General features: G+C 40.6%; 14 protein-coding genes. 5 read left to right on the top strand and 9 right to left on the bottom strand.

The annotated features are described in order from the left end of the window. Nucleotides 1-615: 615 nt before the first annotated feature. Genes WSC_RS0117450 through WSC_RS0117440 form a run of 3 tightly spaced genes read left to right on the top strand, consistent with a single transcriptional unit; the run spans nt 616 to nt 5,861 of the window. The gene (locus tag WSC_RS0117450) at nt 616-1,788 is read left to right on the top strand and encodes a hypothetical protein (RefSeq protein ID WP_157447335.1); all 1,173 of its coding nucleotides are present in this window, start codon (nt 616-618) and stop codon (nt 1,786-1,788) included. Further along, nucleotides 1,788-4,271, top strand: a complete 2,484-nt coding sequence (locus WSC_RS0117445) for a LamG domain-containing protein (protein WP_016957241.1) — start codon at nt 1,788-1,790, stop codon at nt 4,269-4,271. The genes WSC_RS0117450 and WSC_RS0117445 overlap by 1 nt, the downstream gene beginning before the upstream one ends. 24 nt (nt 4,272-4,295) lie before the next feature. Further along, the gene (locus WSC_RS0117440) at nt 4,296-5,861 is read left to right on the top strand and encodes a hypothetical protein (RefSeq protein WP_016957240.1); all 1,566 of its coding nucleotides are present in this window, start codon (nt 4,296-4,298) and stop codon (nt 5,859-5,861) included. A gap of 1 nt (nt 5,862) precedes the next feature. Here WSC_RS0117440 and WSC_RS23245 read toward each other — a convergent pair whose 3' ends face one another. From WSC_RS23245 to WSC_RS0117400, 7 genes are all read right to left on the bottom strand, one after another. Then, on the bottom strand, nt 5,863-6,342 hold the full coding sequence (locus WSC_RS23245; RefSeq protein WP_016957239.1) for a globin family protein: 480 nt from the start codon (nt 6,340-6,342) through the stop codon (nt 5,863-5,865). Between the two features lie 177 nt (nt 6,343-6,519). Then, complete coding sequence (locus WSC_RS0117430) at nt 6,520-7,512, bottom strand: FAD:protein FMN transferase (protein WP_016957238.1); 993 nt, start codon at nt 7,510-7,512, stop codon at nt 6,520-6,522. Beyond that, entirely contained in the window at nt 7,505-8,125 is a 621-nt protein-coding gene (locus WSC_RS0117425; RefSeq protein WP_016957237.1) for a uracil-DNA glycosylase family protein, read from the bottom strand. The genes WSC_RS0117430 and WSC_RS0117425 overlap by 8 nt, the downstream gene beginning before the upstream one ends. 72 nt (nt 8,126-8,197) lie before the next feature. Then, nucleotides 8,198-8,707: a hypothetical protein gene (locus WSC_RS0117420; protein WP_016957236.1), complete on the bottom strand. Its 510-nt coding sequence runs from the start codon at nt 8,705-8,707 to the stop codon at nt 8,198-8,200. Between the two features lie 152 nt (nt 8,708-8,859). Beyond that, entirely contained in the window at nt 8,860-9,147 is a 288-nt protein-coding gene (locus WSC_RS0117415; RefSeq protein WP_016957235.1) for a hypothetical protein, read from the bottom strand. Between the two features lie 62 nt (nt 9,148-9,209). Then, nucleotides 9,210-9,929 carry an SIMPL domain-containing protein gene (locus WSC_RS23240; RefSeq protein WP_016957234.1) on the bottom strand — a complete coding sequence of 240 codons (720 nt, stop codon included), beginning with the start codon at nt 9,927-9,929 and terminating at the stop codon, nt 9,210-9,212. A gap of 296 nt (nt 9,930-10,225) precedes the next feature. Beyond that, nucleotides 10,226-11,455: a nucleoside recognition domain-containing protein gene (locus WSC_RS0117400; RefSeq protein ID WP_016957232.1), complete on the bottom strand. Its 1,230-nt coding sequence runs from the start codon at nt 11,453-11,455 to the stop codon at nt 10,226-10,228. Nucleotides 11,456-11,529: 74 nt separating this feature from the next. Between WSC_RS0117400 and rsmF the strand changes: the two genes are divergently transcribed. Next, a complete protein-coding gene (gene rsmF / locus WSC_RS0117395) occupies nt 11,530-12,993 on the top strand; it encodes a 16S rRNA (cytosine(1407)-C(5))-methyltransferase RsmF (protein WP_016957231.1) in 1,464 nt (487 codons plus the stop codon). 181 nt (nt 12,994-13,174) lie between these two features. Here rsmF and WSC_RS0117390 read toward each other — a convergent pair whose 3' ends face one another. Further along, on the bottom strand, nt 13,175-13,648 hold the full coding sequence (locus tag WSC_RS0117390) for a DUF4442 domain-containing protein (RefSeq protein WP_016957230.1): 474 nt from the start codon (nt 13,646-13,648) through the stop codon (nt 13,175-13,177). A 114-nt stretch (nt 13,649-13,762) separates the two neighbouring features. Between WSC_RS0117390 and fur the strand changes: the two genes are divergently transcribed. Beyond that, a complete protein-coding gene (fur, locus tag WSC_RS0117385) occupies nt 13,763-14,191 on the top strand; it encodes a ferric iron uptake transcriptional regulator (protein WP_016957229.1) in 429 nt (142 codons plus the stop codon). Between the two features lie 192 nt (nt 14,192-14,383). Here the strand turns inward: fur and WSC_RS0117380 are convergent, their stop codons facing one another. After that, nucleotides 14,384-15,352, bottom strand: a complete 969-nt coding sequence (locus WSC_RS0117380) for a PstS family phosphate ABC transporter substrate-binding protein (RefSeq protein ID WP_016957228.1) — start codon at nt 15,350-15,352, stop codon at nt 14,384-14,386. Between the last annotated feature and the right edge of the window lie 14 nt (nt 15,353-15,366).

The following is a 15,366-nucleotide window of genomic DNA, read 5'->3' as shown; positions in this document are numbered from 1 at the left end:
GGATGGCGTTTGTGAGCGTACAAGGACGTATTCACAGCGTTTTTGCGATAATCATGTTCTAGTGCTTATCCAACTGCACCAAGCCAAAACCAATAACGACTCATGAGCCAAACTGGATACGTACTAGCAATATGATTAGGAGCAAAACTTCAATCACCATGGGTGGCGTTTGTGAGCGTACACGGACGTATTCACAGCGTTTTTGCGATAATCATATTCTAGTGCTTATCCAACTGCACCAAGCCAAAAACCAATAACTACTCATGAACCAAACTGGATACGTGCTAGAAATATGATTAAGAGCAAAACTTCAATCGCCATGGATGGCGTTTGTGAGCGTACAAGGACGTATTCACAGCGTTTTTGCGATAATCATATTCTAGTGCTTATCCAACTGCACTGAACAACCGAACTAGATTCCAACAATAAAAATCATTTTTAGGTTAGTTGATATTCAAATAAGATGCTAGCAAACTAATTCACAAATTTGCCAACTAAGTCAAAATAATTTTCCATAACTAAGCTACACTTGCTCAATAGTAACTTCAGTTAACAACTGAAAAACGTAGTTTCTAAGGTCACGGAGACAATAGAATGTTTAACAAAGGTCAAAGGATGAGGTCTATCAAGGCTTTATTAATTTCAGCAAGTCTGCTCATACCCGCCTATGCAGGTTCGCTAGAGCAAGCACAATATATTCATAACCGCCTAGCCGGAGTTCCCGCATCAGCCGAAACCTTGCTACAAATGCAAAGTTTAATCGAACAAGATGATGTACAAGGTGCAGCAGCCCTAGCCGTCGAACACCCAGATTTTTATCGAGTCACGCTTAAATTATTTGCATCCCCATGGACCAATATCGACCAAGACATATACGAGCCGCTGAACGACTACAGCGCAACCGTCATTGGCATGGTAAGAGACGATGTAGATTTTCGCCAAGTGCTACAGGCAGACCTAGTATATACCGCTGATACAACTAAAGTTTCAGTGCCTGCATATCAAGTAAATAACAACAACCACTACCAAACACTTGATGAACAAGCCATTGACCTAAAAGCAAACCTAATTGCCCGTACCCAGTCAGAATTAACCGACTTACCCAGCGAAGCAACCGCAGGCATATTAACCTCACGTGCAGCCGCTAAAGCCTATTTTTACTTGGGTACAAACCGAGCCATGTTGCGCTTTACCTTAATGAACCACCTATGTACCGATTTAGAAGCGCTAAAAGATAATACCCGCCCTGCCGACAGAATTCGCCAAGATGTTAGCCGCAGTCCAGGTGGTGACAGCCGTTTATTTTTAAACAACTGCTTAGCTTGTCATTCAGGCATGGATCCACTTGCACAAGCATTTGCTCGCTACGATTATCAATTTGATAGCGACACAGATCCTGAAGGCGAAAACGGCCAAATAATTTATAGCGACTCAGTAGTTGGCAAATACCATATCAACGCCACCACATTCCCATATGGTTACCGAACAGAAAACGACAACTGGGATAACTTTTGGCGACAAGGCATCAATCAAAAATTTGGCTGGTCACCTGCGCTTTCTGGCTCTGGCCAAGGTGCAAAATCATTAGGTGAGGAGTTATCAAATAGCCGTGCATTTGCAACATGCCAAGTTAAAAAAGTTTTTAACTCAGTATGTTTGCGCCCACCTGCAAGCGAAACAGATAACAACCAAGTGACTAGCTTAACTGACAGTTTTATTAATAACGGATACAAACTCAAACAAACCTTTGTTGAAGTAGCCGAATATTGTTCAAAGGAGAATGAATAATGTTGTTTCGGAATTATAAAGATGCGCTCTGCGCGGCCAGCTTAGTGTTGTTGTCGGCTTGTGGTGGCGGAGAAGTAGCAGAAAATCCACCACCGATTAAACAGCCAGAAACAACAACCTACCAAGGCCCAGCACCAATTAATCAAGAAGTACAAAACTTCAAAATTGCTGTGTGGGATAATATTTCTAGCCAAAACCGCTGTGGTGGTTGCCATACACCAGAAACGCAGCAGCCTTATTTTGCAAGCCGTGAAGATATCAACCAAGCCTTTACCCAAGCAAGTTTATTGGTAGATTTAGCCAAACCAGAAGATTCACGACTGGTCGCCAAAGTATCGAACGGTCACCATTGTTGGTTAAGTTCAGACCAAGCTTGTGGCGAAACTATGACCCAATGGATTAAACTGTGGTCGGACGATAGAGTTGAACAAAACAACCAGCTAGACTTAACCGCACCAGCTGAAAAACTCCCCGGGAGCAGCTTAGCTTTTCCTGACGATGACAATTCATTTGTTGAGCATATTTACCCACTAACCAATACTTATTGCTCGAACTGCCATAGTCCTAGCGCACAATTTCCGGTCTCACCATTTTTTGCGAGTAACGACCAAGTTCAAGCATATCAAGCAGCACAAAAAGTCATTAACTTAGATCAAATAAATCAATCACGTTTAGTTGTGCGTTTAAGCCAGGAATTCCACAACTGTTGGAGCAACTGTGGTGACAACGCCAATGAAATGCGTAGCGCAATTGAAAGTTTTGTTGCCGAGCTAGACAGCAATGAAATAGATGAAAATCTATTAGCCTCTCGCGCACTTGCCATGACAGATGGCATAGTCTCAGCGGCAGAAGGTCGCTACGAATCAGATCTGATTGCTTTATACGAATTTAAAGCCGGTGAAGGTTTGCAAGCTTTTGATACCTCAGGTATTGAGCCTGCTGCCAATTTAACCTTTTATGGCCCAGTTGAATGGCTAGGTGGTTGGGGCATTGATTTAAAAGGAAGCCGCGCACAAGCAAGTACTGCTGGCAGTAAAAAATTCCACCAGCTTATTTCGTTAACCGGCGAGTTTTCAATTGAAACTTGGGTCACGCCAGCCAACGTTGTGCAAGAAGGTCCAGCCCGTATAGTTAGCTATTCTGCCAATGATAACGAGCGCAATTTTAGCCTTGGGCAAACCCAATACAATTATGATTTTATGTTGCGCCATAGCGAATCAGATAACAATGGCTCACCCGCTTTAAGCACGCCAGATGCTGATGAAATACTGCAAGCAAGTTTGCAGCATGTGGTATTAACCTTTGATCCGATAAACGGGCAAAAAATTTACGTCAATAATCAATTAGTCGCCGATGGCAATGCAGAACAACTGGCTTTGGGCACATTATCTAATTGGGATTCTAGCTATGCGCTGATGTTAGGTAATGAAGCCACAAACAATCACCCTTGGTTGGGTCAGGTACGATTATTAGCCGTATATAACCGTGCACTATCACAAGAAAACATCACAAAAAATTATGATGCAGGTGTTGGTGAAAAATTTGTACTGCTGTTCTCAGTCGACCATTTAATTGATTTAGCCGATAGTTACATTATGTTTGAAGTTAGCCAATTTGATAACTACAGCTACCTGTTTGCTACACCTAAATTAGTTAATTTATCTGGCGCGAGTTTAACAACAGACCTCAACATAAAAGGTTTACGTTTAGCCATTAACGGCCGTGACACCTCAGTTGGGCAAACCTTTATAAACTTGGATGTAAACTTAACCAGTGGCACCAATTTAACTGAACCAGTGAGCTTATCTGACCAAGCCAGTTTATTAGCCATCGAAAAAGGTTTTACTCAAGATGAGTTTTTCTTAACTTTCGATAAAATTGCAGAGCATACTTATGCCCGCAGTGAACCAGCCATTAGCGAAGAACAAGCAAGCACAAGTTCAACAGAATATTCAAAAATTGCCTTGCGTAATTTTGCGGAAATCAGCGCGAGCATGAGTCAATTAACCGGCGTAAGCGAAAGCACAAGCTCAGTCGCTAATTTGTACCAAACTATCAAGCGCCAACTTCCGAATATAGAATCAATTGATATTTTTGTTTCAGCGCAGCAAATGGCAATCACCCAGCTAGGCATTGCCTATTGTGATAGTGCGTTCAACAATGAACAAATTCGCAGCAATTGGTTTGGTACATTCGATTTTAATCAACCACCGACTATCACCTACGCTGAAGCAAACAGAACAAACTTTATTGATAATTTATTGGGCAAATTAATGCCACTTGCCAATGCAGACACACAGCCGCTTGATCAACCAAGTAAAAACGAAGTGGCTACCGAAATAAATAATTTAATCGACAGATTAAGCCAATGCGCAACCAATGGCACTGACGGCAGCAGTACTTGCGCAGCCAACAGAAGTTTAACCATAGCAAAAGCCAGTTGTACCTCTGTGCTTGCTAGTGCAGCGACCTTGCTGCAATAAGCCTGAAGGATAAGGACAAGCAAAATGAAAAAAAGACCTTTTCATGTAGATGCACCAATTTTACATTCAGACCATAGCAAACCCGTTTCGCGCCGCGATTTTATCGCCTCAGGGTTAAAAACGGGTGCACATGTTATTGGCGGTTTGTCGATATTTAGTTTATTTGCTAATCCAACAAAAGCATTTGCTGAGCTATCAGGCGATTTACAAACTTTGCGCCAATCGTGCGGTATTAATGTACAAGGTGCAGGTAAAATTCCGTTTATTGCGTTTGATTTAGCAGGCGGCGCCAATATTGCAGGTTCGAACGTATTAGTGGGTGGACTGCGTGGCCAACAAGATTTTTTATCAACCGCAGGTTACAACAAGCTAGGTTTACCAGGCGATATGCTGCCAGGGCAAAACCTCACCAATACAGATTTAGGTTTGGCTTTTCATTCAGACTCACAATATTTACGCGGTATATTAGAACGTTGTGACGCTACTACTGTTGAAAATATTAATGGTGCAGTGATAGCCGCACGCTCTGAAAATGATACGGCGAATAATCCACACAACCCTATGTATGCAATTGCAAAAGCTGGCGCGGATGGTTCGTTACTATCACTGATTGGCTCGCGCAATACCGACTCGGGTGCAAACTCTATGGCACCACTTGATTTTATCGATTCGAATAAACGCCCAACAAAAGTGGATAGACCGTCAGATGTAACTGGCTTAGTCGATATTGGTGATCTATTCGCCCTACTCGACCAGCAAGACGCGGTTGCGGTAATGGAAAGCATTCAACGCATTAGCGCGCAAAAACTGAATAAAGTATCCACAGGCATTAGCCGAGATGAAGTGATTAAAGATTTAATTAACTGTGGTTATGTTAAAAGTGCTGATTTGGCCGACAGATTTGGTGATACCTCAACACTTGACCCAGCAGCCGATCCCGATATTGTTGGCGCAGCAGGCGTATTTAGCAGTGATGAATTTTTGAATGACAGAGAATTTCAAAAAACCGCCTCAATTATGAAGCTTGTAGTTAACGGTTATGCTGGCGCTGGTACAGTAACTATGGGTGGTTTTGATTACCACACAGGCGAGCGTGGAACAGGAGAAATGCGAGATTTACGCGCAGGCCGCTGCATGGGCGCATGTTTAGAATATGCAGCACGTAAAGGTAAACCTTTAATGTTATATGTGTATTCTGACGGCTCGGTTGCGAGTAATGGCCGCATTGACGATTCAGAAGAAGGACGTGGCAAAGGTGAATGGACTGGCGATAACTCATCAACCGGTGCAGCATTCTTTTTAGTGTATAACCCAACGGGCCGTGCAAGCTTAATGGGATCAAGCATTGAAGATCAGTTAAGGCACCAACAAATTGGATTTATGCGCCCTGATGCATCAGTCGAAACCGCATCAAGCCCAGCGGCAAACAATGTAAATTTATTAGTGCAAACCGTATTGCTGAACTACATGGCACTGCATGGTGAACAAGCAAATTTTGCTAATGTAGTCACTAATCAAGGTTTAGGCAACGCGGCAATGTTGGATAGATTAACCGCGTTTCAACCGCTGGATTTTGGGGTTGGTGTATAAACTACGCCATACCCAAAGCACTTTTAATCTTACCAAACAATGTAGGTGCTGAGCTTGGTTTAGCAGCTTGTGCATCCTTCATTGCTTCAATCATAGTGGTGGCAAGAATGGTGTAAGCTGTTACCCAGGCTTCTTTTACTTCGTCATTCCAGTCATCACCTAAACCCTGTTCTAATGTCCACAATAATGCATCGGCAACTATTGGGAAGTGTTCTTCTTTAACACCATAATCTATGTGTTTCACACCGAGTTGCTGTACTACAGGTACTATGGCTTCAAGGTTGGATAAACCATTTACAGCCAAACCAATTGTTTGCATCAACTTTTTGCCCTGCTCGGCCATGTCGGTTGATTTAAACATAGGTTTTACTTGAGGGGCTATCTCAAATAATCGACCATAAAATAATTCTGCTGCTTTTTCGGCAATTGGTGCAACTTTAGCGAATGATTGTTGAACGAGTTGTACTTGAGTTTGATTCATAATTGTCTCCTTGGCTTGTTGACCTATAAACCAGAGCAATTAATATACCAAACAGGTAAATAGAGCTAAATCAATAAGTTAAACAAATAACCGCTCTTAAAATGTTCAATTGTGGTATTTTTTATGCCACTTTTGGTTCAATAGCTTCTTTGTGGTGCATTTAATGGATAGGTGTACTTAGTTAGTGGATAGACCTTTAGAGAAATACATATTTAAATCATCATCAATGACTATGGCCTCATAACCAACAAACTGCTCTAATAATTTAAACCCTTGCTCCTTGCCTAAAATAAATAAAGTAGTTGATAGTGCATCTGTGGTCATTGCGTCTGGACCAACAACCGAAACGCTTACAAGCCCTGTCGCAGATTTGCCCGTTTTAGGGTTAAGTATGTGATGATACCTCTGGCCATCTTCAATAAAATAGCGTTCGTAGTCTCCTGAAGTTGAAATTGCTTCGCTAGCCAATGGTAACAGAGCGGCTTGTTTATCTGCTTGTCTTGGGTGTTTAATTGCTACCAGCCAATTTTGTCCAAACTTGTCACCTAACAATCCAGTGTCACCACCCGCGTTTACCAAAGCATGTTGCACACCGGCTTGCTTAAGTATATTTAAGCATTTTTGCACAGCAAAACCTTTGGCGATGCCACCTAAATCTATCTTAGTGCCTGGCTTTAAAAAACGAATGGTCGATTGCTGTTCATCCAGCAAGATATCATGGTAATTGATAAATTGTGTCGCTTGCTGCAATTCATTATCTGACGGCTTGATATGCTCACGATATTGATATAAATGGCCGGCGCTAGCAAAGGTGATATCAAAAATACCATTACTCAATTTAGCGATATGTTGAGCTTTAGTAATAACCCTAAGTAGATCATTCGATATTTTAACTGATTGAGCATAAGCTTGTTGATTGATTAGTGACAATTCACTGCTTGGTTTGTACGGGCTCATACTTTCATCAACCCCATGCATCACATCAACAAGCTGCTGTAATAATCGTTGTGTTTGTTGATCTGGCATTTTATCTGGCTGGTAAAAACGAATTTCTGCCGCTGTCCCCATTACATTAAATTTATGCTCAAACCACTTTGCATTCACTGAGCTGATAGATAGGCAAGCGATAAAAGCTGAGGTTGTGAGTAAAATTTTAACCAATTTATTCATAAATGATTTGCGCGACTCTCCTGCGTAATTTTGGTAATGTTTGTTCAACAAACCAGTTATTTTTATTTAACCAGATATTATTACGCGGGCTTGGGTGTGGCAAATTAAACAGCTCAACTGCGGGCAACTTTGGATCAATTTTAGTCTGTAACATCCCCTGCTTCACATTGTCAGTTACACCTAAATCATCTTCTTTTAAATAACATTTTTGCGAATATTGGCCAACTAATAACACCAAGTGTAAACGCTCGAATGTGTCCAAAATTGCATTATGCCAAGTGGGTGCGCAAGCTTTTAATGGCGCTTTATCACCAGAACCATTTTTTTGTTTGCCCGGATAACAAAATGCCATTGGCATAATCGCAAAGTTTTCAGCTTGATAAAATTGCTCATCTGTTACACCTAACCACTCGCGTAAACGCTTGCCACTCGCATCTGCAAAAGCTTTGTGCTGTTTATGCGCTTGCAATCCGGGTGCTTGGCCAATAATGAGTATTTTGGCTTGAGCTGATAATTGCACTATCGGTTTTGGCGGCAACGGCAACTGCGCCTGACATAAAGTACAGCTGGTTATTTGCTGGTATAACTCTATGTTTGTTGCTTTTGTTTGCAATGCAAATCCTTAAAAACGAACAAAGCGGCCATAGCCGCTTTGTTAATTCAAAAACGTTATTTAAAACTAAATTTAGCTTAACATTAAATCTGCTTTGGTAGTGCTGCTATATACCTGTTTATTTGTTTGACGATGACAAAAGGCTCTAGTGCTTTTTGGATAATGTAGAACCAACTCGGTTGTTTTGTTTGCTAGCCCTAAATGCCCAGCTTCGTTCAGCCAATAATGTCCTTTGGCTAATTTGTGTTTACTGTGTTGCTGGCAAAAATATGCCTCTTGTTGACACAGTTCACGGCCATTAATAAAAATCCCTGAGTGACCATTGGAAGCACTGGTAACAAGTTTATTATTCACTAACCCTTTCTGGGTCTGGCCGATTGCGGCTTGGTTGGCTTGTCCCCATAAGCCTGATTCAGCATCATACCAATAATGGCCCGCTTGAATGTCGTACCCCAATTTCATTTCAATATGTTCAATTTGTTCTGCAGATAAAACTTGTTGGTTGATGACAACTTCTTTACTAACACTATAAAAACTCGATAAACAGAAAAAGATAAAAAATGTGCGTTTGAAAATATTCATAATAACCTCTACTACTGGAAAAATGCTGCATCTGGCAGCTAACGAAAGAAAGGAAAAGAACAGAATTAAGAAAGGTTTTAGTTGCTTAAATTGTAAGCAACCGCAGGCTAAATACAAGCCTGCGGTAAGTTTGTTTAGTTATATAACAATAACTACTTGCTAACAGCTTCCAGCCAATCCGAAGCTTGTTGTTGATTCGCGCCAGTTAACTCTCGGTACAACCTCATTGCTTTAAGCTTATTGTCAGAACGAATAGCATTAAATATTTCGGGGGTTAATACCGCATCACCATGCGGTATTAAATTCTGTAGTTGAGCTAATTGAGCAACTTGTATTTCTAATTGACTGATGCGCTTGTTTTGCCTGTCTAATAAAAGCAACAAAACAGGTAAAAAGCCACAGGCTAGCGGCAATAACCAAGTAAATTCAGTGGAATCCATAGTACTTCCTTATACGTTTCGAGAAATTAAAATATTAGTCTATCGTTTAGATTCCAGCAAGGTTACTGTAAGCTGAAAACGACTTCTACGCTGGCATTAACATCCGTTGTTCCTGGTTGGCTCGCGCTATCACTACGCATTAATTTCATTTCAGCGACAGCATAGGGGCGATATCCTCCTTGCTCGGTAATTTGCATTGCTCGGCCGAGTTTGCCACCAGCGCTTTCTGCAAGAATCTGCGCCTTAAATCTAGCTTGTTCAATTGCTGCAGCGAGCGCTTGATTGTATAAGTTTTGGTGATTGGAAACATCGGCTTGGACATTACCTACTCGTGTTGCACCAAGTGCCAAAGCGCTGTCGATAAGTTGATCAAAAGTATCCCAATTTTCAATTTCTACCGATAAGGTACGACTCACAACAAACCCGTCTTGAATTTGCTTGCGTGTATCTTTATCGTATTCGTAAACTGGCTGTATTGATAAATCAAAGCTGCTCACTTGGCTATTTTTTATTCCAAGGTTTATCCAGCGTTTAAGTATTTTGTCAGTATTGAGGTCAACTATGCGTTTGGCTTGGCTAACACTGTTGTTTTTTTCTTCTACATAAACTTTCAGCGATAGTTTATCCGGGACTGCTGGCACACTGGCGCTGGCATTTACACGTACCCAATTCTCAGTTTGAGTGGATAAATGATTTTGCGCATTACAAGCTATTAAAAAAGCGGGTAAAACGAGCATTGAGATCCAGCTAATAGCGTGTTTTTTATAAGTTTCGATATTCATAAATTTATTTATCCTGTAAATGAAGCGAGCAACACAAAAGCCGATTTTGGGAGATGGATTGGGGATAATTTAGAGCAAAATCTCTTTTTCAGGGATGAAAAAGCGAAGCTTACAAGGATGTACTTGCAGCGTTTTTGCGATAATTACCCCAAGCCTTCGACCATGCCACGTAACTTTTAGACGAAGTACGCAGCATTCTTGCATAAGTCCCCATTAAATCACGCAAAGTTCCATATTCCCCAGCTTAACTTTGTTACCAATTGTAAATCACACGGTTTTATAATTAATTCTAACCGCTAAGCAAAAAACCAATAACACACTAAAATTGCACTGCTGATCCCAGCCATATCAGCAATCAAACCACAGCTTATTGCGTGGCGGGTGTATTTAATGCCAACGCTGCCAAAATAGACTGCTAATACATAAAAGGTGGTTTCGGTAGAGCCTTGCATTACACTCGCCAAACGACCAGCGAATGAATCAGCACCATGAGTATTCATAGTTTCAACCATCATGGCACGAGCTCCACTACCAGATAAAGGTTTTAATAAACCTGTAGGTAGCGCTTCAACAAATTGGCTGTCGCCATTAAACAATTGCACTAGCCACCGCACTGCCGACAAAATACCGTCTAACATGCCACTGGCACGAACAGCGGCGATAGCGACTAACATAGCAACCAAATATGGGATAATTTGCACTGCAACGGAAAAGCCTTCTTTAGCACCCTCGACAAAATAATCATACGCAGCGAGCTTTTTATAACCAGCGACTGCCAACACTAAACAGATAAAAGACAACAACAAGAAATTTGCCCAAAAAGATGACATTTCAGCTAACTGAGTGGCGGATAAAGTTAACATATAGCTGATTGCAGCAGCCGCTAGTGCAAAACAGCTCGCAAAGATTACTAGCGGCTTTAATTTAAATAACGGCAATTTTTGCACTGTCGCCACAGCAATAATACCAGCCAAGGTTGAAGCAAGTGTGGCGAGTAAAATAGGTACAAACACATCGGTTGGCATAGCCGCGCCAGCTTGCGCACGGTACATAAATACAGTAACTGGAAAAATAGTGACCGAAGAAGTATTCAGCACTAAAAACATAATTTGTGCATCACTTGCAGAATCTTTTTGAGTATTGTGCTGCTGCAAACTTTGCATGGCTTTTAAACCAAGTGGCGTTGCCGCATTATCTAAACCAAGCATATTGGCTGCTAGGTTCATCGAAATATGCCCTTGCGCTGGACTATTGGTAGGTATGCTTGGCATTAATACCCGAAACACAGGCGACATAAAATGGGCAAGTTTATCTATTAAGCCTGCTTTTTCAGCAATTTTGCTTAAGCCCAACCAGAAAGCGAGTAAGCCGATTAAACCAAGTGATATATCCACGCTTAATTTGGCCATATCAAATATAGCTTCAACCATACGGCCAAATATATCGGCATCTTGATTAAATATCGCGCCCCCGCAGGCATAAACAAATGCGCTTAAAATAAACGCTAGCCAAATTCTATTTAACAAACATCACTCCTTGTTAGGATCACAAGACAATTTGCGCTATATTTACGCCACAACAGACTAACCGAAAGCTTCTTGTGAACAAAGCGCTATTACCCGACCACTTTATCAATTTTATTACCCCATGTTTACCCAGCCACCTGAATTTACAAGATTTTATTGACTATTGTGGCAAACCGCTGCGCAAGAGCATTCGAGTCAATACACTAAAAATTTCAACCGAAGAATTTGTTGAAAAAGCAACTCAGCAAGGTTGGCAACTAACGTCTATTCCTTGGTGTAAAGATGGTTTTTGGTTACAAAGACCTGAAGAACAAGAGCAACAAATACAACTTGGTAATACGCTGTCACATTTAACCGGCGAGTTTTATATTCAAGAAGCCAGTTCTATGCTGCCGCCCATTGCTTTGTTATATAAACAAGGTCATGAACTCGATTTAACCTGTTTAGATGTTGCAGCTGCGCCTGGTTCAAAAACCACCCAAATGGCTGCGCTGCTCAATAATCAAGGTGTGATTGTTGCCAATGAGTTTTCATCTAGCCGAATAAAAGTATTATCCGCCAATGTTCAGCGCTGTGCCGTAACCAACACAGCACTCACCCACATGGATGGGCGTATGTTCATTCACCTAAAAGAGCAATTTGATGCCATTTTGTTAGATGCGCCATGCTCGGGTGAAGGCACTGTACGTAAAGATGTTGATTCAATGAAAAATTGGACTGAGCAAAGCGTTCACGATATTGCTGGCGTGCAGCGCGATTTAATTGATGCTGCATTTCACGCCCTCAAACCAAATGGAGTGATGATTTATTCAACCTGCACTTTAAACCAAATTGAAAACCAGCAAGTTTGTTTGTGGTTAAAAGAACAGTATGGCGACGCAGTTGAATTTGAAAGTTTGGCTGATTTATTTGAAGGCGCAGAAAACAGTACAACTGCTGAAGGCTTTTTGCATGTGTGGCCGCAAATTTACGACTCAGAAGGTTTTTTTGTTGCACGTATTCGTAAAACAGCCAGTATTGCTCATCAACTAGACAATCCATTTGCCAAATTAGGTCAATTTCCATTTAAACCTTTGAGTAATAAAAACAGCCAACAATTACGCGAGTTTTTATCAACTCAATTTTCGATGGATAATTTCCCGCTTGAAGCTTGCAGTCAACGTGAAACAAAAAAAGCGCTAGAAATTTGGTACTTCCCACCAAAACTCGAAGCGCTAAAAGGCAAAGTAAAATTTGCTCGCGTTGGGGTTAAATTAGCAGAACTGGCTAAACATGGTTTCAAACTAGAGCATAGCCTAGCAATTAACTTTGCCCAGTTGGCGAACAAACAAACTCAAGAGCTGAATGCAGAACAATGCCAGGCTTATTGGCAAGGTAAAGATATCGACGGTGATTTTGCCAAGCTTAAAAAAGGTGAGGTAATAGTTTGTTACCAAGGCCAAGCGCTCGGTTTTGCAAAAAAATTACCAGATAGACTGAAGAATCAACTACCACGGGAATTGGTGAGAGACAATTTAGACTTTAGCGAGTTTTTATAACCACAGGTTATAAAAATATCCTGTTTAAAGTTAAATGTTCCTTCACTTTCTGCAAAGTTAACTACACTTATTAATACTAAGTTTAGGTGTTCAGCAGTGTGCACTTAATTAGTTAGCGCAAAAAGGCTCAATCCCATTGAGCCCTTCCCCTGTACCCGGACAGCCGTTTGTCCGGGCTTTTTTATGGGCGATATTTAGCTTTAAGTCTTACATATAAGGTGCGCTCGACCCTAGCCACCAATTTACCCTGTTTGTCGAACACTTCTAAAATAAATACAGGAAAATATTTTTTCCCGTCTTTAGTGCGTTCAACTATTTCATTAATCACTTGTTGGGATAGTTCTGCTGTCGTATACAAACTTGACTGCCCTGGTGAGATAAAGTCTATGTGCGCTGATTTATCCCATACATGGTACTTATCACCTAAATTCGCCATTAGCATCAAACTATAAACCGGATCTGTCATGCTAAAAACGCTGCCACCATATTGAGTTCGATTGGCGTTTAAATTGAATTTTTTGAATTTCAACTCAATAATCGTTTTGCGATAGTCTGCAGAAAGCTCGATAATTTTGATGCCCGAATATCGAAATGGTGGCCATATATTCATACCACGGCGAATTAACTTGGGAAATTTAAGTAACTTTTGCATCATATTTTCCGCTAATAAATGTTATAGTTAGATGTTTTTCGTGCCCAGTGATATTTTTACTTTAATTTTACCCACTGGCTTATATAATCTAAACAAACTTAATAAATATTTATCATTATGTCTGATCAAAACACAGAGTTAAAAAAGGCTGGTTTAAAAGTTACCCTGCCTAGAATAAAAATATTGGAAATTTTACAACAGCCAGAAAACCAGCATATCAGTGCAGAAGATTTATATAAACTGTTATTAGATATGGGTGAAGAAATCGGATTGGCCACTGTGTACCGCGTACTCAACCAATTTGATGATGCTGGTATCGTAAACAGACACCACTTTGAAGGTGGTAAGTCAGTATTTGAACTAAGCCAGAAAAAACATCACGATCACTTGGTTTGTTTGAAGTGTGGTAAGGTTGTTGAGTTTATTGACAACATGATTGAAGATCGCCAAGAAAAGATCGCTGAAGAGCAAGGTATGCGTCTTACAAACCACAGCTTATACCTATACGGTTACTGTGTAGACGAAGATAAATGTGGCAGCGAATAAGCTGTCACTTTTCTGCCGCTAAACATATACAACTCTATCTAACTGACGCTTCAGGCAATCTTACGTCTCTTATTTCCAATATTCTCTAAGATGTGACTAGTAACTTGTAGCAGATTTTTAGTTTTTAAATATATAAAAAAGCCGCATGTATAATGCGGCTTTTTTGTTGTTCGATTTTAATTGCTTAAACTATTAATTCAAACCTAAACTAGCTAACTCTTTATTTGCTACTGCAGCAGGAACTGGAATGTAGCCATCTTTTTCTACAATATATTGACCAGTTTTAGACAATACCATTTTTAAGAATTCAGCAGTTAACGGATCTAATGGTTTGTTTGGATGTTTGTTGATGTAAACATACAAGAAACGAGCAAGTGGATATTTACCAGTTACCGCGTTTTCCATAGTTGCATCAATATAGTTAGTACCACTTTTAGCTAATGGTACAGCTTTAACACCAGAAGTACGGTAACCGATACCCGAATAACCAATAGCGTTTAATGAAGAAGATACAGATTGAACAACTGAAGCTGAACCAGGTTGCTCATTTACGTTATTTTTAAAGTCGCCTTTACACAAACCAACTTTTTTAAAGTAACCATAAGTACCAGATACTGAGTTACGACCAAATAACTGAACGTCTTTACGCGCCCACTCACCAGTTAAACCTAAGTCACCCCAGCGCTGTACGTCAGTGTCTGCACCACATTTTAAAGTAGATGAGAAAATTGCATCAACTTGTTGAATTGATAAACCTTGAATTGGGTTATCTTTGTTGACGAATACAGCTAAAGCATCAATTGCTACGCGTACCGCAGTTGGTTTGTAACCAAAACGTTCTTCAAAAGATTCGATTTCTTTTGACTTCATTTTGCGGCTCATTGGACCAAATTGTGCAGTACCTTCAGTTAAAGCTGGTGGCGCAGTTGAAGAACCCGCCGCTTGAACTTGAATAGTTACGTTAGGGTAAACTCTTTTATACTCCTCAGCCCAAAAAGTCATCATGTTAGCTAAAGTATCAGAGCCAACTGAAGAGATTTTGCCTGAAACACCACTCGTTTTTTGATATTCAGGTAAATTACTATCGATTGCGATTGCATTTGCGCTTAACAACACACCTGCCGCTAAACCAATTACCTGAGAGATACGTTTTAACATCATATGCAGCTCCAAAA

The sequence above is a fragment of the Catenovulum agarivorans YM01 genome, from assembly GCF_000281085.1.
Taxonomy (GTDB): domain Bacteria; phylum Pseudomonadota; class Gammaproteobacteria; order Enterobacterales; family Alteromonadaceae; genus Catenovulum; species Catenovulum agarivorans.
The sequence above is the reverse complement of the archived record's forward strand: the minus strand, read 5'-3'. Positions and strand labels throughout refer to the sequence as shown.